This is a genomic window from uncultured Faecalicoccus sp. (assembly GCF_944325745.1).
Taxonomy (GTDB): domain Bacteria; phylum Bacillota_I; class Bacilli_A; order Erysipelotrichales; family Erysipelotrichaceae; genus Faecalicoccus.
The window spans coordinates 1-20,369 of sequence record NZ_CALVBG010000007.1 but is presented as its reverse complement, the minus strand read 5'-3'; the positions used below and the strand labels follow the sequence as shown (position 1 = coordinate 20,369).

Sequence of the window (20,369 nt, the reverse complement as noted above, 5' to 3'; positions counted from 1 at the left end):
TATTCTAATCGTTTTCTTGATTCATGAAAAGCAGAACTCCGAATATTTGTCAAAAAAAAGAATCATCTAAATGCATTTTTGACCCGTATATACGATATAATGAAATTTAGAAACGAGGAAAAACTATGGAATCACTACAACAAGAACTCTATCAAGAATTACCAGAATTTGAAAAGAAGACCAAACAATTCTGTCAAAAGGAAATCTCCATCAAAGAATATAAAGGGTACAGCGGAGGATTTGGATCCTATGCCCAACGCGGCGGAGAAACTTTTATGCTTCGCTTACGCATGAATCAAGGTCGCATCACAAAGGAAAAACTCCATTTTATCGTCGAACAATGCCAAAAATATGATATTCACAGAACACACTGTACAACGTGTCAAACCGTGCAGCTGCATGATGTCCAGGCCGATGCCTTGACCCCGATCATGAAAGCCGGCCTTGAAATTGGGATCGTGACCCGAGGCGGCGGTGGAGACTATCCGCGAAACGTGATGTGTTCCCCATTATCCGGTATAGATCCTAAGGAACCATTTGATGTCTATCCTTATGCCAAAGCAGCGGGCGAATATCTGCTCAAGATCATCAACAAATACTCTTTGCCCCGCAAGCTGAAAGTCGCATTCTCAAATTCAAAAGATAATGAGACTCACGCGAATTTTAGAGATCTGGGATTTATCGCCAATGAAGATCATACCTTTGATGTGTATTGTTGCGGAGGCCTGGGAAACAATCCGATGATGGGGGTTAAAGTCGGAGATCATATCGATCCCAAAGACATCCTCTACTATGTCAACACGATGGTCCTTTTCTTTATGGAACATGGAAATTATACGAATCGTGCCAAGGCAAGATCGCGTTATATCCAACAAATCCTGATCGAAGAAGAGATCCAAAAAGAATTCCAGGAAAAGGTCAGCCTGGCCAAACAAAACTTGAATCATGATGTAAACATTCAAGAAGAAATCATCGCCAAGACCGGTCCCACTGCCACAGAACTGCCCGATCGTGTGTTCGCCCAAAAACAGCCTGGCCTTTATGCCGTAAAATATCACCCGATCTGCGGAAATATGGATCTTCAAAAATGGGCAGAACTCAATCATTTGATCCAAGATATGGAAGCTGTCGAACTTCGCTTATCTCCGCAAGAAGACATCTATATCGTCAATCTGACGATCGATGAAGCAAAAACCATCTTAGCCCATACCCAGGATGGAGCCCGCACTTCTTTTGAAGCCAGTGTTTCTTGTATCGGGGCCAAAACTTGTCAGGTAGGTTTGCGGGATTCCAATGAAGTTTTAAAAAACTTGATTGAATTCTTGCGGCCCTACAACTTTAAAGAAGGCATTCTTCCTCGAATCTATGTTTCTGGTTGTCCAAGTTCTTGCGGTACACATCAGATTGGAACGATTGGGTTACAAGGCTTTACTAAATTAGTGGATAAGAAACCGTATCCCGCTTTCAAAATGTCTTTGAATGGAAAGCCTTGTCTAGCGGATACACAATTCGGTGAAGATACCGGCCTGCTCTTAGAATCGGATATCAATGCTTTCTTCAAAGAACTGGGAGAAATGGTCACAGCCGCGGATTCATCGTTTGCGATCTGGCAAAAAGAAAACGCCGACCAGTGGCAAGCGTTACTTAAAAAATATCTGTAGGGATTTCGCTGTCCGGCAAGCTGCGATCATGATCAAAAGATCGGGAACGATCGAAACCAAAAAGGCATTTACCAGGGACAGCCAAATAGGAATATGTGTATTCATCAACAAGGGAAATGAGAAATAATAATAAACATTTCCTAAAAGATAGTAGATCAAAAGACCAAAAGAGCCGATGTAAAGATACTCTTTCATGGAATTTGGTCTTTTTCTTTGGCGTAAAAAAGCACAGATCCCTGTACATGCGAAAAAACCAAGGACAAAGCCAAAGGTAGGATACAAAAGATACTGGATCCCTCCCCCGCTGGCAAAGACCGGAATTCCCATCAGTCCCATCAGAATATAGATCCCCATGCAAAGAAGACCGTATCGCATCGGTAAACAAAAACCACAAACAATGCTTACAAACAACTGCATCGTAATATGCATGGAATAAACAGGCGTCGGCAAAGTGATCTGAATATAGGCAGAAAGAATCATCAACGCCAAGAATAAAGCGGTATAGCTAAGATATCGGATGGATTTCATGGACGATCCTTTCTATGATTTCTTCTTGTTCCAAACAAGCTATAAATCGGCTGTTTGGATATTGTTTCCTTAAAAAAGGAGAATCTAACATGCTCACCACAACACTTTGATCTCCTTCAGGAACAGGATGCGTATGCTGGATCAAAGTTTCATCAGGGCCCACAAAGGCACCTGCATCGATGGGGATCCGCTGAAGCGGAAAATGTACTCTTTCCAATGTCGTTTGGATCTGATGCATATAATGCCCCTGTGTCCAAAAAAGCGCGACAAAATGAACCTTCACTTTGAGATCTTTTAAGATCAGACAGAGATCTTCTAACGAGATCTCTTGCAGCTTGGCAGCCATGAAAAAGAACGTCGTGGGACATTGGTGCTTTTCCTGGATCTCCCGGCAGAGATTTTCTGCCTGTCTCTTTGCCCTTTGAGAAGCATTGCCATGCATCAACACAACGATTCCTTTTTGTGTCTTCAATAAGGAGCACAAAAAAGAAAGATGTTCGGGATTCAAATTTAAAATCTTCTCACAATGGCGATGATCCTGAAGATGTTCCCGGATGATTTTCAAGTCTTGCAGGCGATCTTGCCAGTCATTTAAGATGGCCCGATTGGCTAGAGGGTAAGCTCCCTGGGTATGGCACGCCAGCACCAAATCTTGTTTTCGCACCTCGACCATACTAAAACAATCTTGTCCTACCTCTTTTTGTGCTGCCATGACCAGAACATGGTGCTTTTTGGCTTCTTGAACAAACCGCTCATTCGCAAGACGATCATTGGTTGCCGCAATGGCCAATGCCGCTTGATCCAACGCCTGGATCAATTGGGAATAGGAACATCGTGTGACCGAAAGTCCTTCAAACTCAACATCATATTCCAAACTCGAAATATAGATCTGGGCCCCGGCTTCTGAAAACTGACGAGCTTTGCGCAAAGCGACCTTGCCCGCGCCCAAAATACAGACCACATGATCTTTCCATTCAATATCGATACAAATTCTCATGATGTTTCTCCCAAGAAACGAATCAGTTCCTCTACCAGTTCCTGTTTGGAAGACGGTGTCGGATGCAAATTGGTGAACCCCCATTCTTTGGCTTTCTGCAATGTCTTATGGGCAAAACAAAAAATCGGGGTAGACAGATCCAAGCCCTTATTTTTTAAGATCTCCAAAGAGCGCGAACAAGTCACCGCCACCGCATCCCATAAAACCTCAGGGATCGCAAAGACTTTTTCATCTACGCAATAACACGAAAAAGACGGATAAGCATATTCATTTTTCTTCGCCTTGATCATACAAACGGAAGACTTGTCTTGCCATTCCTCTTCAAAAGAGCGGAAATGTGAAAACACCCGATCACATAAAAGTCCCCTTTGATGTAAGGCTTCTTGGGTCCTGGCCCCGATCGCAACGATCTTTTTCTGATAGAGATCACGAACATCGAGATGATGCGTTTTCAAATTTTCAAAGAAACCCTCGACCGCATGGCGCGATACAAAGACAAAAGTGGAATAAGGTTCTATGGAAAACTTTTTCTCAATGATCGTTTTCACTTCTGCGACTTGTCGAACGGTGGGATAGATCCCATAGCGAAGCGTTAAGTCTTCGATAGGCCAGGGTGTCTGATCCACAGAACAAAATAAAACTTGTTTTGAAAAAAGCGGTAAACGCGCTGCGTTTTCTAAATAAGCCTGTTCTTTGACCACATCTCCGATCACGATCAACAAGGGACTTGTATAAGCGCTTAGATCTTGATCCAAGAGTTTCCCTAAACTCGATACCAAGACTTTTTGGTGCGGATAGGTCAAATGCGACCCTAAGGCAATCGGAGTATCCGCTGCCATCCCATGTGCAAGACAGTTCTTCACCAGCTGTTCAATCTTATGTGATCCCATAAAAAAGATCTGAGTATTCTTTTCCTGCGCAATTTTTGTATAATCCAAGGGATCTTTTCCATCCTGCGTGTGCAAAGTATGCACGACAAATCCTGTCGAAACATATCTTTGTGTTACCGGGATCCCGGCAAATCCCAAAGCCCCGATAGCGCTGCTGATTCCCGGTACATACTGGCAATCACACCCATGGTCTAGAACATAGCGCATCTCTTCACTGCCGCGGGCAAATAAAAAAGGATCTCCGCCTTTTAAGCGGACCACATTAGAATATTCTTTATCCTTTTCCACCAGCAGTTTTTCAATATCTGTCTGCAAGAAAGAAGGGTGATAACCGCGCTTCCCTACACAGATGCATTCACACTCAGCAGAAGTGTATTGTAGAAATTCAGGGTTTACTAAATGATCATATAAAACGCAGTCTGCCATCTTCAAACATTTGATGGCGCCGATCGTCAACATATCGGGATGATAACATCCCGCTCCCACAAACCATATCATAATGATTGTTCCTTTATTCTTTTAAGAAGCTGAGCTCCGATTTGTTCAAAATGATCCAAAGAAAAAGACTCATGCACAAAAATACAGGAAGATTCCTCTTCCCCCAAACAAGCGTCAACCTTGATTTCTTGTCCTTGGATCTTGGCATAACAGCCCACCGGCATATGACATCCCGCTTGGCTTTGTGTTAAAAAATCTCGTTCGATCTCAACTTCAAGCATTCTTGAAGTCTTCGGGAAACATCCTTCATACATTTTTTGATTTTCTTTCCGAATCTGCAAAGCCAAAGTGCCTTGACCACAAGCCGGAATTACAATAGAAGGATCCAAATGTTCATCGATTTGTGATTCCAGTCCTAACCGCTTTAAGCCCGCACTGGCCAAAACCAGCCCATCCCAATCGGAGGTTTGAAACTTTTGCAGGCGCGTTTCGATATTCCCGCGTATATCCACAAACTGAATATCCGGACGAAGGCGATGAATACAGGCACGGCGGCGAAGACTGCCGGTCGCAATCACAGCCCCTGGCTGTAATTCGAGCAAGGTTTGATGCCCTTTGGAGATCAGACAATCTCTAGGGTCCTCAAAGATCCCGTGCCGCAACAACATCAAATCAGGATGCATCATGGAACCGACATCTTTTAAGGAATGTACTGCCAGATCGATCGTATGATCCAGTAAAGCTTGTTCAATTTCTTTGACAAAGATGCCGCTTTGACTCATTTGAACTAACGGCGTCTGTTTATCCCGATCGCCTTTGACACAGATCGGCACGATCTCAAAGGATCGATCCGGAAAGATCTTGGATAAAGTCTCGATGGCCAGTTCGGTCTGTTTTAAAGCCAATTTTGATTTTCGCGTCCCAACTTTGATGATCATATCGTCCTCTTGATTCACCATTTCATTATAAAATTTCGATAATTATTATGCAAGAAAGTGAAAAAAGAGGCATCCTAAGATGCCTCGAGCTGATCAATCGCCGTTTCGATCTGTTGATCGGTATATAAAGTATCTTGATTGTATTTCAACATCGCTTTCTGATACAGCTTTTCCCATGTCTGCGGATCGCACTTGCCGCTGATCGACAAGGCATTATCCTTTTGGAACAGTTTTAAGGCTTCGCTGCTCGCCTCCGAAAAATACTCATCGGTCCGATCGGCAGAATACCCCAAATACTTCAAGAAGATCTGAACTGCCTTCGCGTTGACAGAAACTGTATCGGGTTCCAGTGTGTTTTTTGTTTCTTCCGCATTGTATTGTACATTTTCAATTTCGGAAGAAGAAACTTCTACATCGGGAACAAATCCAACTTGATCGATCGATTCTCCATTCGGTGTAAACCATTTGGCGATCGTATATTTGATGCTTGTTCCATCACTGAAAGGAACACTGGTTTGTTCCGTTCCTTTTCCATAAGAAGTCGTTCCCACCGTAGTCACCACAGAGCCCAGATTATCTTTGAGTGCGCCGATCAGCGCTTCACTGGCACTGGCCGTGGTTGCATTTTGAAGAATTACGATCTGATCTAACTTGACTTGATCGTAGTCATCGTTTGTTTTCGATTCACTGCGATGCCCGTCTTTATCTTCTTCTTGTACGACTACGCTACCTTTCGGCAATAAAGAACTGGCAATATCTACGGCAGCACTCAGATATCCTCCGGTATTGCCTCTTAGATCCAGGATCAGATCTTGGATCCCGGCTTCTTGGATCCGCTTCATAGCTTTCGCAAAATCCGCTCCGCTGTTTTCAGAGAAACTTGTCAGGCGGAGTAAGGCAAATCCTTGATCTTCAAATAACTGACAAGAGACAGTCTCATCATACTCTGTCGGTTCGATTGTTATGGAATGGGATTCTCCCTCATGAGTATAAACGATCTCTAACGGTGTGCCTTCATGATCTTTGATCCGCTGAACCAAAGTATCTGAGTCGTTCTGTGAACAAGCCTGCCCATCGATCGTTGTAATCACATCGCCTGTTTGTAATCCTGCTTTTTCAGCCGGTGAATCCAGGAAAACATCCTTGACTACAAAGTTTTGATCTTCATCGAGAAAATAAGACATTCCCAAGCCCACATTCGAGCCCTCCAAACTTTCTGAGAATTTTTGAGCAGACTCAAGATCATAATAATTCGTATGCGGATCTTCTTCCAGATCGGTCATCCCTTCGATGGCCTTTTCTAATAAAACTTTATCGATATCTTCCACTTCATCGGCAAAATACCACTCTTCCCGAAGCAGATCATAGATCGCATTAAATTTCTCGTCACTGGCAACATCTTCGGATTTTGTCCCTCGATCAAAGATCATAGGGACTGAAACACCCAAGCCAAAAAAGAGAAGGCATAAGATCACAATGATTACTGTCAGAGTCGTTTCTTTATACTCAGCTTTTTTCATCAAATTCTTCCTTTCTTTAACGGTTGACGCGCAGGGATTTACCCACTGCCAACAAACTGGCAAGGATGCCCACCAGCAAGCCCGAAACTACAACACAACTTCCTACAGTCCAGAAAACTTGTGCCGGCTCGATCAAAGAGAATAGATGCGAGAAAAGGATCCCGTGCATCTGTTCATAAAGCTTTGGATATCCAAAAACTAACAATAAACAAGGAACCAGAGCTCCAATGCCTCCAATCAAAACTCCCTGGATCTCAAACGGAATCCGAATAAACGCATTGGAAGCTCCCACTTGACGCATAATGGCGATCTCTTCTTGGCGGGAATAGATCGTGGTCTTGATCGTATTATAGATCAAATACAGCGATAAGACCAAAAGAAGCACAGCCAATCCATAGCCCACCTTACGGGCAATATCCATCAAATCGATCAAATCACGAACACTCGATCCGCCGTAAGCCACTGAACTTACACCTTCTAATTCTTCGATTTTATTGGCGGTTTGATCGATCTTGGAACTATCTTTGACCATCACAAAAAAGGCGTGAGATAAAGGATTTTCTTCTCCCCGATATAGGCCGAAAGCTTCGCCTTTTTCCTGGATCATCAATTCTAATTCTTGATCTTTATCCGAGAATGTAATCGACTCCACATTCGATATCGAATCGATTTCTTTTTCGATTTGTCGGATCGTTTCCTGATCTTCGATCTTTTGATTCAATACGACATGGATACTCATATCGTGCTGTACATTCGTTGCGAAATGATCCACATGCAGTCCCATCAATAAAAACAGGCCGATCAAAAATAAAGAAACGATCATACAGCTGATAGCGGATATCGTCAACAATAGATGCTTACGGATCCCCAGGAAGGCATACTTGAATTCATAAAACAACAGCGATAACCATCGTTTCATACGCTCACATAGCCGCCTTTCTTTGAATCTTTTACCACAAAGCCCTGATCCAATGTGATCGTGCGCTTTTTGAATTCATTGACCAGAACGATATCGTGCGTCACCATGACCACGGTCGTTCCCATCGCGTTGATCTTCTCCAACAAGGCAATAATCTCACGTGATTTCTCAGGGTCTAAATTTCCTGTCGGTTCATCCGCAATCAAGATCTTGGGTCGGTTGGCGATGGCCCGTCCGATCGTCACACGCTGCTGCTGACCGCCGGAAAGCTCATCGGGATAAGCGCGTGCCTTTTCTTTCAGATCGACCAGTTCCAAGACTTCCTGGACCCGTTTACGGATCATTTTCTTGGGAAGTCCTAACACCTCTAAAGCGAACGCAATATTTTCCTGCACGGTCAAAGCCGGCAACAAGCGATAATCTTGAAAGACACAGCCAATGTTTCGTCGATATTGAGGAACTTTACGATGTTTCAAGCTTCCCACATCAACATTATCCACCATCACCAAGCCCGAATCCGGTACTTCTTCCCCATTTAAGATCTTGATGATTGTACTTTTGCCGGATCCGGTGGGTCCGATAATATAGATAAATTCCCCATCTTCGATTTCTAAAGAAATACGATTTAGGGCATGGACCCCGTTCGGATATGATTTTGTAACATTTTTAAATTCGATCATGACAACCTCCTATCCGAAGAAACGCTCCGGTCTTTCACGGCATGGTGTTCCATGCCCGTTTTCACAAGCTGTTGCGGTAGTATTCCATCCCGTACCCCAGGCAAAATCAGCCGAGCTGGAAAACCGTGAGATTGCTTCTTCTAAAGACATCGTGCCTAAATTATAAACTTCGATATGGCAATGAGGTCCGCTGGAATTGCCGGAATTTCCTGTTAATGCCAGTGTCTGCCCCTGAACAACGCTCTGCCCGGCAGAAACCGCAAATCCTTCTTGTGATAAATGTGCAAAACTGATGGCATAAGTAGTTCCATTGACCATACAGATCATCTCGAAGGTATTGCCGCCGCCAAAAGGATATCCGCTCCAGTTGCCTAAATAACCGCCATTCGAAGGAGCCGGATTGTTTGCATACAAGATCACGCCGTTAGCCGGCGCTTTGACCGGTGTCCCGATTGGGACCGCATAATCCATCCCCAGATGCAGACCACCGCCAGAATAAGCCCATGTACCAGCCGAGATCCGGCCTCCGGATATGGGAGCCGTAAAACCGCTGACATTGGTCAAAGTGCCGGAATAGCTTACCGAGATCATATTGGAGCGCAACGATTCAATATCGTTAAAAGCGGCTTGTTTGGCTGCCTGTAATTCCGCCATCTTCTGTTGGTATTGTTCTGCCAGCTGGTTATACGATTCTTCAAGCTGTTGCGCCTGCTGGCGCTGACTCTCCAATTGATCTTGTTGAGATTTTGTATCTTCTTCCAAACGGACTTGTTCGGATTTCTGAAGATCCAGTTCGGCCTTTAATTCTTTTAACTGCTCAATTTGGTCCTGATCATCTTCTGTGATCCGTTCTAGCCCTGTAATTCGTCGTAACATATCATTCAGATCGGAGGATCCCATGATCAGATCGACAACCATATTTGTCCCTGTATTGGATTGTTCCTCCTGCATCCGCGTCACGATCTGCTTGTTCCAGGCATCGATCTCTTCTTGTTTTTTCTGGATCTCGGTATCCAATTTTTTGATCTGTTCCTGGATCGTCTGCAGAGCTGCTTCTTTTTCCTGGATCTGACCTTCCAAAGTTTCCTGCAGTTCTTTTTGCGTCTTTGCCAGCTCTTCCATTTTCTCGGTATCCGCCTGCAAAGAAGCAATATCATTCGAATATTGTTCAATATTGGCTTGCAGTTCTTCATAACGCTGCTGCTGAACAGTCTGAAATCCCTGGCACGCCTGCACATCCGCTTGTGAGTTTTGCGGTTGAGAACACTTTTGGACCCAATAGTCACTATCGGAATACTCTTGGGCATACACAGGAAGAACAGAGCTCATGCCAAAGATCAGCAAGCAGCACATCATAACACGATTTCGTTTTCTCATCTTGTCCACCTCAAATACTTTCGACTCGCCAAATAGCTTCCGAACATGCCCGCCAGAATACCAATCAAAAATAATACGCCGCAAACATACAGAAGAAACGGATAGGGGCTTTTCAAAACAAACAGTTCTGAGATAAACACGCCGTTTAAAGCCTGATATAAAGCGGTATAGCCAAAGACACAGATCAAAGAAGGAATCAAGGCCCCAAAAAAGCCGGTCAATAATCCTTCCAGCACAAAAGGCACAGTGATATACCAGTTCATGGCGCCTACTTGCCGCATGATCTGGATCTCATCTTTACGAACTTGGATCGCTAATTTGATCGTATTGCGAATCAAAAAGATGGCCAAACAGATCAACGCTGCGACAAACACTAATCCGCCGATACGGACAGAGGAAAACAATTGCACCATTGTATTGACTGTATCCGTTCCATAAGTCGCTTCTATAACCCCATCCATCTTAGAGATCTGGGAAGTGATGGCATCGATTTGTGTAGGATCTTCTAATTCTACGATAAATACATCATAGAGGGGATTGCGGTCTTCTCCTTCATATTGCGAAAAGGTATCTCCATAATCTTCGATCAGCTGTTCCAACTCTGCTTCTTTATCGCTGAAACGAACCGAAGAGATTCCCTTGATCTCTTTGATCTCTTTTTCCAGTTCATCTTGCCCGGCAGCATCCAGAGTCGGATTCAAAGACACTTGAACGATCAGTTCTTCTTCAATATTTGTCGTAAAAGAAGAAACGTTCCATGCCAGAACCAGCATCAACATGGAGATCAATAAAGCAATCGCAATCGAAAGCACAGACGAAAAAGTCAGAGCAAAATGGCGACGCATATCTTTTCCTGCCTGTCGAAAAAGCCTAGGCAGACACTTTATGAATAAGATCATTCCTTTTCACATCCAATCCAAACTATTATACCATGGTTCATCCACCCGCCCAAGAAATCCATAATTCCCCAAAATCGCAGCAAGACTCACATAGTTTCACACGAATTCCAAATAATTAAACGATAAAAATTCTTTATATTATAAGTGTCTTAAGGGAAGACAAAAAAATCTCTTCATATCTCTCTCCTAAATAACAAATGATAACAACAAAGATAACATCTTCGACAGAGGATGTTATTTTTGTATGCTCCAAACCAAAAAAAGAAAAGACGAACCTTGCGTCCGTCTGAATGTTCTATATATAGAACCAAAATTATTTGGTGAATTTTTTAAAAATGGTGGAGCGTAGGAGGATCGAACTCCTGACCCCCTGCGTGCAAAGCAGGTGCTCTCCCAGCTGAGCTAACACCCCACAAACAATCAAAGCAAATGGTGGGCCTGAATGGATTTGAACCAGCGACCTCACCCTTATCAGGGGTGCGCTCTAACCAACTGAGCTACAGGCCCGTATTGCTGACTGCCTAGATATAATAGCATTCTCATAAAAAGATGTCAAACAGAAAAATAAATTTTTTTTACTGTCCCCATCCAAGCACAGCCATCAGTACAAAGACGACCAAAAACAGGATCGTTGTCCAGCGGTTGAAAAAGAGCTTTCCATAAGGATAGGTGCAATATTCTTTTTGAAATAACCGATGGATGAAACGTTCTTCTTTCGACAATAAGATTGCCATCATGACCACGCAAAACAAATAGAAGAGGACCCACAGAAGTGGCCACGAAAAGTATGTCACCAAAACAGCGACTAAATTATTGATCATATGCATCCCGATCGGTAAAAGCAAAGTATCGTATTTTAAACTTACATAGGCCAGTACACAACCAATCGCAAAAGTAACGATGCCTTGCTGCAGATTCATATGAAGCATCCCAAACAAAAGCGAACTGATCAAGATCGCAAAACCGCGATGATATTTATCAAGCGTCCGCAAGATCAAACCGCGAAATAAGAGTTCTTCAAATAAGGGCCCTAAAACAACAACATAGATCAAAATCAAAAAAGTATAAAAGTTAAAAGGACCCAGGTCGAAATGGGAACTTGTCATCGAAATTCCAAATAACTGAATCAATAACAAGTTGACCAGATTGACAAAATAGGCTACACAAAAACTCGTGCCAAACATGAATGCGGTGGAGAGTCCCAACGTCTTGAACGAGACTTTGGATCGCAAACATTTTGTGAGCGGCACTTTTAACCATACCTTCCCGATCAAAAAGACGATCACGATCACAAACAAGGACAGCAAATACACCGCCAGCATCATCAAAACCAGCTTTTGAAGAAAAGAAAGGGGCAGGATTCCGATAAAGGATCCCAATCCCATTCCTAAAACAAACGATAAAAAGGTATAAATCAATAATAAGCCTGTGCATTTATTGAAATCACTCTTGCATCTTTGCCATAAAGAAAACTCATTCATGGCTCAATTTTAACAAAGAAAGCCTAGTTTGTCTAAGTTCTTCAACGCTTCCTGGATCGACTCCGGATCCAAGGCCTGGATCGTATGATAGTGGACCCCATTGGTCAAATTCGTTAATGGAGCACTATTTTTTTGTCGGAGATCTTCCATAAATCTTTGAACATCCCGGCGAGAGTGGATCGACAGATCGGCTTGGAGTCTTCCATAGGTCTCGTGTTGGACAAACACGTCTTTGACCCAGGCGCCGGCATCGACGATCGTATTCAGCTCTTCTTCGATACGATCATCAAAGTGGTGCACTTTGATGATTTCCTGACACGGCTTCTTTTCCAAAACATATCCCCAGCGAGTGGCAAGAATGGCGTTTTCGCGTTCGCGCAACAAAGTGATATCTTGTACAATGACTTGCCGGGAAACATGTAATTCTTTGGCAAGCATACTTCCGGATAATGGATCGGAAGCGTGCTGGAGAAGAGTCAGAAGCTTTTGTAGACGGTCTTCTCGATTCATATCAGACCGCTTTTAGATTCTTTAACGAAAGGTCCAAGATCTTGGCAGAATGTGTCAAGGCACCACTGGAAATATAATCGACGCCGCTTTGAATATATTGTGCAATATTCTCGCGCGTTACATTTCCGCTACATTCTGTTAGAGCTCTGCCCGCAATATAATCCACAGCTTCTTTCATCTGCTCCACAGTCATATTATCCAGCATAATGATATCCGCACCGGCTTCGACAGCTTCTTTGACCATGTCCATATTTTCTACTTCCACTTCGATCTTTCGAACAAAGGAAGCATATTCTTTGGCCATCTGGATCGCGTTGGTGATTCCGCCGGCCGCCGCGATATGGTTGTCCTTCAACAAGATCCCATCGCTCAAGTTATAGCGATGATTATAGCCGCCGCCTACTTTCACGGCATATTTCTCAAAGACCCGCATATTCGGAGTTGTCTTGCGCGTATCCAATAACCGAATATTCGTTCCTTCTAACAGTTTGACGGTCTGGGCTGTATAGGTTGCGATCCCGGACATTCTCTGCAGATAATTCAGTGCCGTTCTTTCTCCTGTCAACAAGGAACGGATATCCCCATAGATCTCGGCAACCAGATCGCCTTTTTGCACCTTGTCGCCATCATGAAAAAAGAAAGTGACCTCGGTCTTAGGATCAACCAGATGGAAAACTCTTTCAAATACCGGCAATCCGGCAATTACACCGCTCTCTTTACAGATCAGCTGTACACTTCCGGACTGATATCCTTTCATGATCGCATTGGTAGTGATATCCTCACTGGTCACATCTTCACGAAGTGCTTGAAGGATCAAGGTATCAACATTCATCGACATCGTAATTGAATTCATCTTTTTTCCCTCTTTTCTTTTTCGGATCGCATTCCATACGATTTTTTTATAGCTTGATAGTTCTAATGTCTTGGCCGTTTCTATGGCCAAAGTTAAAAATTCTTTTGTCGTTTTCGGTTTTTGTGCCAGCAGATCGCGCATGGCCCGTTTGGCAAAAACTAAACTTTCCAACAAGGAATTGCTGGCGAGCCGATTGGCTCCGTGCACTCCGTTGCATGCCGTTTCTCCAATCGCATACAGTTGATCCATCGTTGTCTTGGAGACCGCATCCACATGGATCCCGCCCATAAAATAATGTTGTCCAGGAACAACAGGGATCCGTTCTTTCGTGCAGTCGTAGCCTTCATCTAAACAATGCTGATAGATATGAGGAAAATGCGAGAGGATCTGTTCTTTTCCCAACATCGTCATATCCAGCCAAACATAAGGCATATCGTCTTTTTTCATCTGCTTATAGATCTCTTGGGTCAACAAATCTCGAGGTAAAACTTCATCCGCAAAGCGTTTGCCATCCTTGCCATATAATTTGGCCCCTTCTCCACGGACACTCTCACTGATCAAAAAGCGACGTCCTTTTTTCGTAGAATAGAGTGTTGTGGGATGGATCTGGATATAATCCGGATGTTCCAAAGCGATATGATGCCGTAAACTGATGGCCAACGCATCGCCGGTCAGATGAGGATAATTGGTTGAATTGGAAAACAGGCCTCCGATCCCGCCGGTCGCAAAGATCGTAAAATCACTTTCGATCGCAAAGGTCTCCCCGTTTCTTTGTGCCAAGATCCCATAACAAGTATTCTCTTTTTCAACGATATCGACCATCGTCATATTTTCCATCCAGGAAATATTGGATCGTTTCTTGGCTTGTGCCAAAAGACACGAAGTGATCTCTTCGCCGGTAATATCTTCATGGAAAAGAATACGCGGCTTGGAATGACACCCTTCCTTCGTATAGATCGGATTGCCATCTTTATCTTTGGCAAAACGAACACCATATGCTTCTAACTCGGCGATGATCTCCGGGGAAGATTTGATCATGATCTCGACAGACTGCCGACGATTCTCATAATGACCTGCCTTGATCGTATCTTTAAAAAAGCTCTCATAATCATCCGAATCCTTCAGGACACAGATCCCGCCTTGTGCCAAAAAGGAATCACTTTCTTCTAATGTCGTTTTCGTCAACATCAGGATCTTTTTTTCTTTTGGGGCATGTAAAGCGGCAAACAAACCGCTGCAACCTGTCCCTACAATGACGATATCGGTATGGATCGACTTCATGATTGAGCCATCTCCAACATCGTATCCATCGCTTTATAGGCCTCTTCCATGGTCTTTTCATCTAAATGAACTTCATTGGATTCATCGCGCAACACTTGCGCCAACTTTTCCAACGTCACTTTTTTCATATCTTCACAAACCAGGTTTTCACTCAGCAAATAGAATGTCTTTTCAGGATTCTGCTTGCGAAGCTCGTGCAAGACGCCTTCTTCAGTCCCGATGATAAATTCTTTCGCATCGCTTTGTCTGACAGCCTGAATGATGCCCGCGGTACTGCCGGCATAATCGGCCAAATTTACAACTTCTTCCGGACATTCCGGATGAACAAAGACCAATGCCCGCGGATGCGCTTGTTTGGCAGTTTGGACATCTTGGATGGTCATCGCATGATGTGTCGGACAATACCCTTCGTTTAAGATTATGTTTTTTTCCGGCACCAAATTTTGAACAAACGATGCGAGATGACGATCGGGAATAAAGTAGATATTTTTCTGTGGAAGTTTACGAACAATATCCACTGCATTCGAACTCGTTACACAGACATCGCTGACTTTTTTGAGTTCGGCCGTTGAATTGACATAACAAACCACTGCCAAATCATCGATCTCTTCCCGCATTTTTTGAACCTTTGCCAAAGTGGCCATATGAGCCATAGGACAATCGGCTTCAAGGTCTGGCATCAGCACCTTTTTATCCGGGTTGAGGATCTTGGCACTTTCGCCCATAAAAGAAACGCCGGCAAACACGATGATCGAAGCATCGATGGATTTGGCCTTCTTCGCTAACGCAAAAGAATCCCCGACAAAATCGGCAAGGTCCTGAACTTCCGGCAAGACATAATAATGAGCCAAAATAACGGCATTCTTTTCTTTTTTTAATCTCAATATCTCTTCCTTGATTCCCATTTTGAAATCCTCCAAAAAAATCTGTCTTGACCATTATACACTGAGTCATGTCAGGTGACAAGACAGGAAAAAGCGGATTTTAGACACAAATCCTATCAAATTGTAAAATGATTCTATAAAATTGTGTCACCCCATAGTAACCATGATAAACTAGTCACGGAGGATGATCCTATGAACTATGATTTCACAACGATTTTAAATCGCGAAGGGCATGATGCCTTAGCACTCGATTCTATGCCTATCCAAGGTGCAGAACTCAAAGAAGGCTTTACCAAGATCCCAATGTGGGTGGCCGATATGAACTTTCCGGTTTTCCCCGAGATCCAAAAAGCGATTTCAAAGCGTCTCCAAGAACCACACTTCGGCTACTTTGAATTGCCTCAGGCTTACTATGATTCCATCATTCGATGGCAAAAAGATCGGCATCAAATAGATGTCAAGAAAGAACAGATTGGATACGAAAATGGTGTCTTAGGCTGCGTAAGCAGTGTGTTACAAACTTTCACAAAAGAAAACGATCCCATTTTGGTCCACTCTCCCACCTATATTGGATTTACCAAGACCTTGAACAACAACCAGCGAACGATCATCCATTCTCCCTTGATCTTAGATGAGAATCAAATCTGGCGTATGGATTATGAAGATATGGACAAAAAGATCAAACAATATCACATCAAAGTCTGCATCTTCTGTTCTCCTCATAACCCAACCGGAAGAGTATGGGAAAAAGAAGAGATTGAGAAAGCACTGGAAGTCTATCGCAACAACGACTGTATCGTGATCAGCGATGAGATCTGGAGCGATTTGATCTTGCCTGGTTACACGCATATTCCTACAGCTCTGGTCAATGAAGATGCCAAACAAAGAACCGTTTCGATCTTCGCCCCCAGCAAGACCTTTAATTTAGCGGGACTGGTCGGTTCTTACCATGTGATCTTCAATCAAAACATGCGACAAGAGATCTTAAAAACGGAAGCGCGCTCCCATTATAATTCTCCGAACATTCTCAGTGTCCATGCCCTGATCGGCGCTTATTCTCAACAAGGAGAACAATGGGTCGATGAGCTCTGCTCCGTTTTAGAAACCAATATTGACTTTGCGTTGGATGCCCTAAAGAAGATGGCACCAGAGATCCAAATCTCTCGACCGCAAGGCACATACATGTTATATTTGGACTGTACAGAATGGATCAAGAGTCATTCCATAGATATGGATACCTTATTAAGAAAAGGAATCGAAGTCGGCGTTCTTTGGCAAGATGGCCGTCCTTTCCAAAAAGAAAACACGATTCGCATGAACTTGGCACTCCCTACTCAAAAAGTCAAAGTGGCTTTTGAGCGTCTGCAAACGTATGTATTTGTTGCCAAACAGTAGACATAGAAAAACAAATTGTATCATCAATGATTCCACTTAGTAAAAACTAGAAAAGAGCCAGGTTGTTAATCTGGCACTTTACATAATTATAAGGCTGAGATTTGTTGTATGAGAGATATCCACACCTTATAATTTTTTAACATTAATAATTAGCAACTACATAGTATGATCCATCTACCGGATTATAAGTGTAATACACATGCGATAGTGTAGCTTTATTAATATATTTTGATACACCATTATAGATTATCTCGCCTTGGATAGTTCCGTTAAGTGTATTTCTGGCCTGGACAATGTCTCCAACACGGGCATCATCTCCATAAGAAGTCCATAATAGATAATATCCAGTATCCGGGCGAGGAGCGAACATATATCCGCTGAATCGCCAGCCAGCCCCACTAAATGGACTGGATTTATAAACAGCCCCCGGGCCTAACACATAATTTTGTGTAGGTACCGATGCTCCGCGCGGTTGGATTGTCGGAGTTCCATTAACCAAGTCATCAATTAAATCAATTTTAGTTTCTTCAACTGTTTTAGAATCTGGATCCGTTTCGCTATCGTAAGAAATCAAAACTTCTGTGATGTCTTCCGCAGGTGCGATATAAGCTTCACCATATAAGAATCCACCATCAGGCATTTCTAAAACTTTTTCAGATCCCTCCATATCATCAAACATCTGATCAACAAGCTCTTCAGCATCTTCTAATGACATTCTTTCTGCAGCAAAAACAGGAACTCCAGGCATTAGAAGAAAAGATGCTAGTATTATAGATAATAAATTTCTAATAGTCTTCATTTTTTTCATCTCAATTATTCATATTTTAAATTTCCAGTGGCCGCCTGCTCTTTTAAAGAACTCTTTGCCTCTAAAACTGTTTTTGAATTAGAGTCAGTAGCACTGTTGTAATGAACACTTGACCCATCCGGATTGATTACTGTAGCTTCTCCATATAAGAATCCACCATTAGGCATCTCTAAGACCTTATCTGTATCGTTAAGGTCTGAGAATACATTTTCTATATAAGACTGTGTTTGCGGATCCTCTGACACGTTGTTATCTTTTTCAACGGCTTCAGTAATAATTGTAGGACAGATCATTAACCCAGAAAAAAGAATGATACCAATCATAGCAATTTTTTTCATGTTTATAACCGCCTTTCTTACAACGATAACGTTATCTTTAATTAGATTATAAATTATAGATTAATTTTTTACAATATTAATTTTTATATAATTTATTTGTGTGAAATTAATTAATTGTTTATAATATAAATGAAAAGGAGGCTCCCATGAAGCTAAAATTTCTTACTAAAAAACAAAATGAAGTCATGTCTATTTTATGGGAAAGCAAAGAGCCTTTATCAGCCCAGCAAATCAAAAGCAAAAATGATGATTTGAATATGAACACTGTGCAACAAGTGTTACGTTCCCTTTTGAAAATGGGCTATATTAAAGTGGCAGATATAGGTTATTCTCATACTGTTTTGACTAGGCTTTACTCTTCTACTGTTTCGCAATCAGACTATATTCAATTTCTATTAGGGGATAAAAGTCCATTTGAAGTTACTTCTTCTTTGATCAATAACAACTCCTCTTTAAAAGAGCTGGACGAACTTCGTAAATTAATCGATAAAAAGAGAAAAGAATTAGAGGATTAAAGCATGCAAATTTCAATGTCTTCGATTTTTATCACATTGATCATGTCGACCATTTTAATTTTGTTGTTTGTATTATTGTTGCTAAATAAACGATTGGTTCGTTTTCTTAGGATGGATGTACTATTAGCATTGGTAATCGTGATAATCGCAAGAATGCTTTTCCCTATAGAATTGCCATTCACTGTGACAATCGCATTCCCTTTGCTGATGAACAATATACAAGCTTTCATGAATTATGAAGTTTTTTCTAATTTAACTGTATTCAATATACTATGCGTTATCTGGGCTTTAGGATCCATGATACAGTTGATTAGATATTTTCTCAGCTTAAAAAAGATAAATGCTATTATCGGTAATTTAAAAAGGAATTGTGATCATAAATCGGTTTCAGATTTTTTAAGTATAGATCCTAAGTACGATTATCCAGTCTGGGTTACAAAAGAAATCACAACACCTATGGTTATTGGTTTAAAAAAAGTAATCCTTCTTCCTGAGATAGAATTGTCATCAGCTGAAGTAAATAATGTTGTTACTCATGAATTACAACATATTAAAAATCATGACAACCTGTTCAAACAGGTTCTTAACATATTGAAAATCATTTATTGGTGGTTTCCACCAATATACTGGTTATCAAATAAGTTTCAACTTTCCTTGGAAATGAGAGTAGATCAGCAAACGACAAAACAGTATACTAAATCGCAGACGATGGAGTACATTGAAACATTGATTCGATTAAAAGATTTAATAGTCAAACAAGATCAGAAATATAATCATTCCGCATTACCAATTTCTTCCAGCTTTTTCATCGGGGAAGATAACAAAGTATTAACTTACAGAATCGATTATCTATTGAATTCAAATTATCGAAAACGAACCAATCTAATTTTATTAGGAATTATAATTCTTTTGCCTTTTTTGAGCAACAGTATTGTATTTGAAGCATATTTTTCTGAACCATATTCTTCTCATGAGACTTATACGGCTTCGGACCTGAAAAAAGGATATATAACACATTATTCAAATGGGAGTTATACTTTGACATTTGACGGAATTGAAATTGAAATTGAAAATCCAAATAGTAAAGAATTTAATAATGTTCCAATTATAGAAAGGAGATAATGAATCAATGAAAAAAATATTTTTGTTAATATTATGCTCTTTATTTATTTTTCCTGTAACTGATACATATTGTTTATCACAAGAAATTGTTACAAAGCCTTCTGCAGCTAGTCAAACAAGAGCGGATATTTTAGAATGGAGATACGCTGCTATTAATGGAAAATTATATAAACGTCTGTGGAACGCTACTCAAAATCGTTGGGAAACAGATTGGATCCCGGTATAAAATATTTTGAGCAGAAAAAGAACAAAAAAATAATTCCGTGTATCTTAGTGACATATCTTACTTTTTCTACTCCCATTCTTCAAGAAATGATTAAAGTCGTGAAATTTTC

At 41.8% G+C, this 20,369-nt stretch carries 20 protein-coding genes, 2 tRNA genes and 1 pseudogene; 5 read left to right on the top strand and 18 right to left on the bottom strand.

What is annotated here, in order from left to right:
- Positions 1 to 125: 125 nt before the first annotated feature.
- Complete coding sequence (locus tag Q0J48_RS01690; RefSeq protein ID WP_296241003.1) at positions 126 to 1,661, top strand: nitrite/sulfite reductase; 1,536 nt, start codon at positions 126 to 128, stop codon at positions 1,659 to 1,661.
- Here Q0J48_RS01690 and Q0J48_RS01685 read toward each other — a convergent pair.
- The 16 genes and pseudogenes from Q0J48_RS01685 to nadA form a co-directional block, all read right to left on the bottom strand.
- Positions 1,641 to 2,189, bottom strand: coding sequence for a biotin transporter BioY (locus Q0J48_RS01685; RefSeq protein ID WP_296241001.1), 549 nt, complete (start codon positions 2,187 to 2,189; stop codon positions 1,641 to 1,643). The two genes, Q0J48_RS01690 and Q0J48_RS01685, sit on opposite strands and share 21 nt — an antisense overlap.
- Positions 2,167 to 3,186: an NAD(P)-dependent oxidoreductase gene (locus Q0J48_RS01680; RefSeq protein WP_296240999.1), complete on the bottom strand. Its 1,020-nt coding sequence runs from the start codon at positions 3,184 to 3,186 to the stop codon at positions 2,167 to 2,169. The genes Q0J48_RS01685 and Q0J48_RS01680 overlap by 23 nt, the downstream gene beginning before the upstream one ends.
- Positions 3,183 to 4,574 carry a uroporphyrinogen-III C-methyltransferase gene (cobA, locus tag Q0J48_RS01675; protein WP_296240997.1) on the bottom strand — a complete coding sequence of 464 codons (1,392 nt, stop codon included), beginning with the start codon at positions 4,572 to 4,574 and terminating at the stop codon, positions 3,183 to 3,185. The genes Q0J48_RS01680 and cobA overlap by 4 nt, the downstream gene beginning before the upstream one ends.
- Positions 4,571 to 5,452, bottom strand: coding sequence for a hydroxymethylbilane synthase (hemC, locus tag Q0J48_RS01670; RefSeq protein WP_296240996.1), 882 nt, complete (start codon positions 5,450 to 5,452; stop codon positions 4,571 to 4,573). Before hemC ends, cobA begins: the two co-directional genes overlap by 4 nt.
- 74 nt (positions 5,453 to 5,526) lie before the next feature.
- Entirely contained in the window at positions 5,527 to 6,972 is a 1,446-nt protein-coding gene (locus Q0J48_RS01665) for a S41 family peptidase (RefSeq protein WP_296240994.1), read from the bottom strand.
- A 16-nt stretch (positions 6,973 to 6,988) separates the two neighbouring features.
- A complete protein-coding gene (ftsX, locus tag Q0J48_RS01660) occupies positions 6,989 to 7,891 on the bottom strand; it encodes a permease-like cell division protein FtsX (RefSeq protein ID WP_296240992.1) in 903 nt (300 codons plus the stop codon).
- Complete coding sequence (gene ftsE, locus Q0J48_RS01655) at positions 7,888 to 8,571, bottom strand: cell division ATP-binding protein FtsE (RefSeq protein WP_296240990.1); 684 nt, start codon at positions 8,569 to 8,571, stop codon at positions 7,888 to 7,890. Before ftsE ends, ftsX (Q0J48_RS01660) begins: the two co-directional genes overlap by 4 nt.
- A gap of 9 nt (positions 8,572 to 8,580) precedes the next feature.
- Positions 8,581 to 9,948 carry a peptidoglycan DD-metalloendopeptidase family protein gene (locus Q0J48_RS01650; protein WP_296240989.1) on the bottom strand — a complete coding sequence of 456 codons (1,368 nt, stop codon included), beginning with the start codon at positions 9,946 to 9,948 and terminating at the stop codon, positions 8,581 to 8,583.
- Positions 9,945 to 10,847: a permease-like cell division protein FtsX gene (gene ftsX / locus Q0J48_RS01645; protein ID WP_296240987.1), complete on the bottom strand. Its 903-nt coding sequence runs from the start codon at positions 10,845 to 10,847 to the stop codon at positions 9,945 to 9,947. The genes Q0J48_RS01650 and ftsX (Q0J48_RS01645) overlap by 4 nt, the downstream gene beginning before the upstream one ends.
- 336 nt (positions 10,848 to 11,183) lie before the next feature.
- Positions 11,184 to 11,259: transfer RNA gene (locus Q0J48_RS01640), tRNA-Ala, on the bottom strand.
- An 18-nt stretch (positions 11,260 to 11,277) separates the two neighbouring features.
- Positions 11,278 to 11,354, bottom strand: a tRNA-Ile gene (locus Q0J48_RS01635).
- A gap of 68 nt (positions 11,355 to 11,422) precedes the next feature.
- A complete protein-coding gene (locus Q0J48_RS01630; RefSeq protein ID WP_296240985.1) occupies positions 11,423 to 12,328 on the bottom strand; it encodes a type II CAAX endopeptidase family protein in 906 nt (301 codons plus the stop codon).
- Between the two features lie 9 nt (positions 12,329 to 12,337).
- Complete coding sequence (locus Q0J48_RS01625) at positions 12,338 to 12,838, bottom strand: transcription repressor NadR (RefSeq protein WP_296240982.1); 501 nt, start codon at positions 12,836 to 12,838, stop codon at positions 12,338 to 12,340.
- Between the two features lies 1 nt (position 12,839).
- The gene (nadC, locus tag Q0J48_RS01620; RefSeq protein ID WP_296241033.1) at positions 12,840 to 13,691 is read right to left on the bottom strand and encodes a carboxylating nicotinate-nucleotide diphosphorylase; all 852 of its coding nucleotides are present in this window, start codon (positions 13,689 to 13,691) and stop codon (positions 12,840 to 12,842) included.
- Between the two features lie 6 nt (positions 13,692 to 13,697).
- A pseudogene (locus Q0J48_RS01615) lies at positions 13,698 to 14,972 on the bottom strand (L-aspartate oxidase); the annotation flags it as partial.
- On the bottom strand, positions 14,969 to 15,877 hold the full coding sequence (gene nadA, locus Q0J48_RS01610) for a quinolinate synthase NadA (RefSeq protein WP_296240981.1): 909 nt from the start codon (positions 15,875 to 15,877) through the stop codon (positions 14,969 to 14,971). The gene nadA and the pseudogene Q0J48_RS01615, both read right to left, overlap by 4 nt.
- 171 nt (positions 15,878 to 16,048) lie before the next feature.
- Here nadA and Q0J48_RS01605 point away from each other — a divergent pair, with 171 nt between their 5' ends.
- Positions 16,049 to 17,251 (top strand): aminotransferase class I/II-fold pyridoxal phosphate-dependent enzyme, encoded by a 1,203-nt coding sequence (locus Q0J48_RS01605; RefSeq protein WP_296240980.1) that lies wholly within the window; start codon positions 16,049 to 16,051, stop codon positions 17,249 to 17,251.
- Positions 17,252 to 17,393: 142 nt separating this feature from the next.
- On the opposite strand, the gene Q0J48_RS01600 is transcribed toward Q0J48_RS01605, so the two are convergent.
- Together Q0J48_RS01600 and Q0J48_RS01595 are read right to left on the bottom strand one after the other, a co-directional pair.
- On the bottom strand, positions 17,394 to 18,050 hold the full coding sequence (locus tag Q0J48_RS01600; RefSeq protein WP_296240979.1) for a hypothetical protein: 657 nt from the start codon (positions 18,048 to 18,050) through the stop codon (positions 17,394 to 17,396).
- 14 nt (positions 18,051 to 18,064) lie between these two features.
- Positions 18,065 to 18,397, bottom strand: a complete 333-nt coding sequence (locus Q0J48_RS01595) for a hypothetical protein (RefSeq protein WP_296240978.1) — start codon at positions 18,395 to 18,397, stop codon at positions 18,065 to 18,067.
- Positions 18,398 to 18,543: 146 nt separating this feature from the next.
- Here Q0J48_RS01595 and Q0J48_RS01590 point away from each other — a divergent pair, with 146 nt between their 5' ends.
- The 3 genes from Q0J48_RS01590 to Q0J48_RS01580 are packed head-to-tail and all read left to right on the top strand — an operon-like array spanning position 18,544 to position 20,260.
- Complete coding sequence (locus Q0J48_RS01590) at positions 18,544 to 18,912, top strand: BlaI/MecI/CopY family transcriptional regulator (protein ID WP_296240975.1); 369 nt, start codon at positions 18,544 to 18,546, stop codon at positions 18,910 to 18,912.
- A 3-nt stretch (positions 18,913 to 18,915) separates the two neighbouring features.
- Positions 18,916 to 20,034 carry a M56 family metallopeptidase gene (locus tag Q0J48_RS01585; RefSeq protein WP_296240974.1) on the top strand — a complete coding sequence of 373 codons (1,119 nt, stop codon included), beginning with the start codon at positions 18,916 to 18,918 and terminating at the stop codon, positions 20,032 to 20,034.
- Positions 20,035 to 20,041: 7 nt separating this feature from the next.
- Positions 20,042 to 20,260 (top strand): hypothetical protein, encoded by a 219-nt coding sequence (locus Q0J48_RS01580; RefSeq protein ID WP_296240973.1) that lies wholly within the window; start codon positions 20,042 to 20,044, stop codon positions 20,258 to 20,260.
- The last annotated feature ends 109 nt before the right edge of the window (positions 20,261 to 20,369 follow it).

Bases quoted from the DNA above. Each gene is read 5' to 3' on its own strand.
- Q0J48_RS01590 (WP_296240975.1), top strand. From the start codon at position 18,544: ATGAAGCTAAAATTTCTTACTAAAAAACAAAATGAAGTCATGTCTATT.
- Q0J48_RS01685 (WP_296241001.1), bottom strand. From the start codon at position 2,189: ATGAAATCCATCCGATATCTTAGCTATACCGCTTTATTCTTGGCGTTG.
- ftsX (WP_296240987.1), bottom strand. From the start codon at position 10,847: ATGATCTTATTCATAAAGTGTCTGCCTAGGCTTTTTCGACAGGCAGGA.
- ftsE (WP_296240990.1), bottom strand. From the start codon at position 8,571: ATGATCGAATTTAAAAATGTTACAAAATCATATCCGAACGGGGTCCAT.
- Q0J48_RS01600 (WP_296240979.1), bottom strand. From the start codon at position 18,050: ATGAAGACTATTAGAAATTTATTATCTATAATACTAGCATCTTTTCTT.
- Q0J48_RS01580 (WP_296240973.1), top strand. From the start codon at position 20,042: ATGAAAAAAATATTTTTGTTAATATTATGCTCTTTATTTATTTTTCCT.
- hemC (WP_296240996.1), bottom strand. From the start codon at position 5,452: ATGATCATCAAAGTTGGGACGCGAAAATCAAAATTGGCTTTAAAACAG.
- Q0J48_RS01625 (WP_296240982.1), bottom strand. From the start codon at position 12,838: ATGAATCGAGAAGACCGTCTACAAAAGCTTCTGACTCTTCTCCAGCAC.
- nadC (WP_296241033.1), bottom strand. From the start codon at position 13,691: ATGAATTCAATTACGATGTCGATGAATGTTGATACCTTGATCCTTCAA.
- Q0J48_RS01605 (WP_296240980.1), top strand. From the start codon at position 16,049: ATGAACTATGATTTCACAACGATTTTAAATCGCGAAGGGCATGATGCC.
- Q0J48_RS01585 (WP_296240974.1), top strand. From the start codon at position 18,916: ATGCAAATTTCAATGTCTTCGATTTTTATCACATTGATCATGTCGACC.
- Q0J48_RS01630 (WP_296240985.1), bottom strand. From the start codon at position 12,328: ATGAATGAGTTTTCTTTATGGCAAAGATGCAAGAGTGATTTCAATAAA.
- Q0J48_RS01680 (WP_296240999.1), bottom strand. From the start codon at position 3,186: ATGAGAATTTGTATCGATATTGAATGGAAAGATCATGTGGTCTGTATT.
- cobA (WP_296240997.1), bottom strand. From the start codon at position 4,574: ATGATATGGTTTGTGGGAGCGGGATGTTATCATCCCGATATGTTGACG.
- Q0J48_RS01690 (WP_296241003.1), top strand. From the start codon at position 126: ATGGAATCACTACAACAAGAACTCTATCAAGAATTACCAGAATTTGAA.
- Q0J48_RS01595 (WP_296240978.1), bottom strand. From the start codon at position 18,397: ATGAAAAAAATTGCTATGATTGGTATCATTCTTTTTTCTGGGTTAATG.
- Q0J48_RS01665 (WP_296240994.1), bottom strand. From the start codon at position 6,972: ATGAAAAAAGCTGAGTATAAAGAAACGACTCTGACAGTAATCATTGTG.
- Q0J48_RS01650 (WP_296240989.1), bottom strand. From the start codon at position 9,948: ATGAGAAAACGAAATCGTGTTATGATGTGCTGCTTGCTGATCTTTGGC.
- ftsX (WP_296240992.1), bottom strand. From the start codon at position 7,891: ATGAAACGATGGTTATCGCTGTTGTTTTATGAATTCAAGTATGCCTTC.
- nadA (WP_296240981.1), bottom strand. From the start codon at position 15,877: ATGGGAATCAAGGAAGAGATATTGAGATTAAAAAAAGAAAAGAATGCC.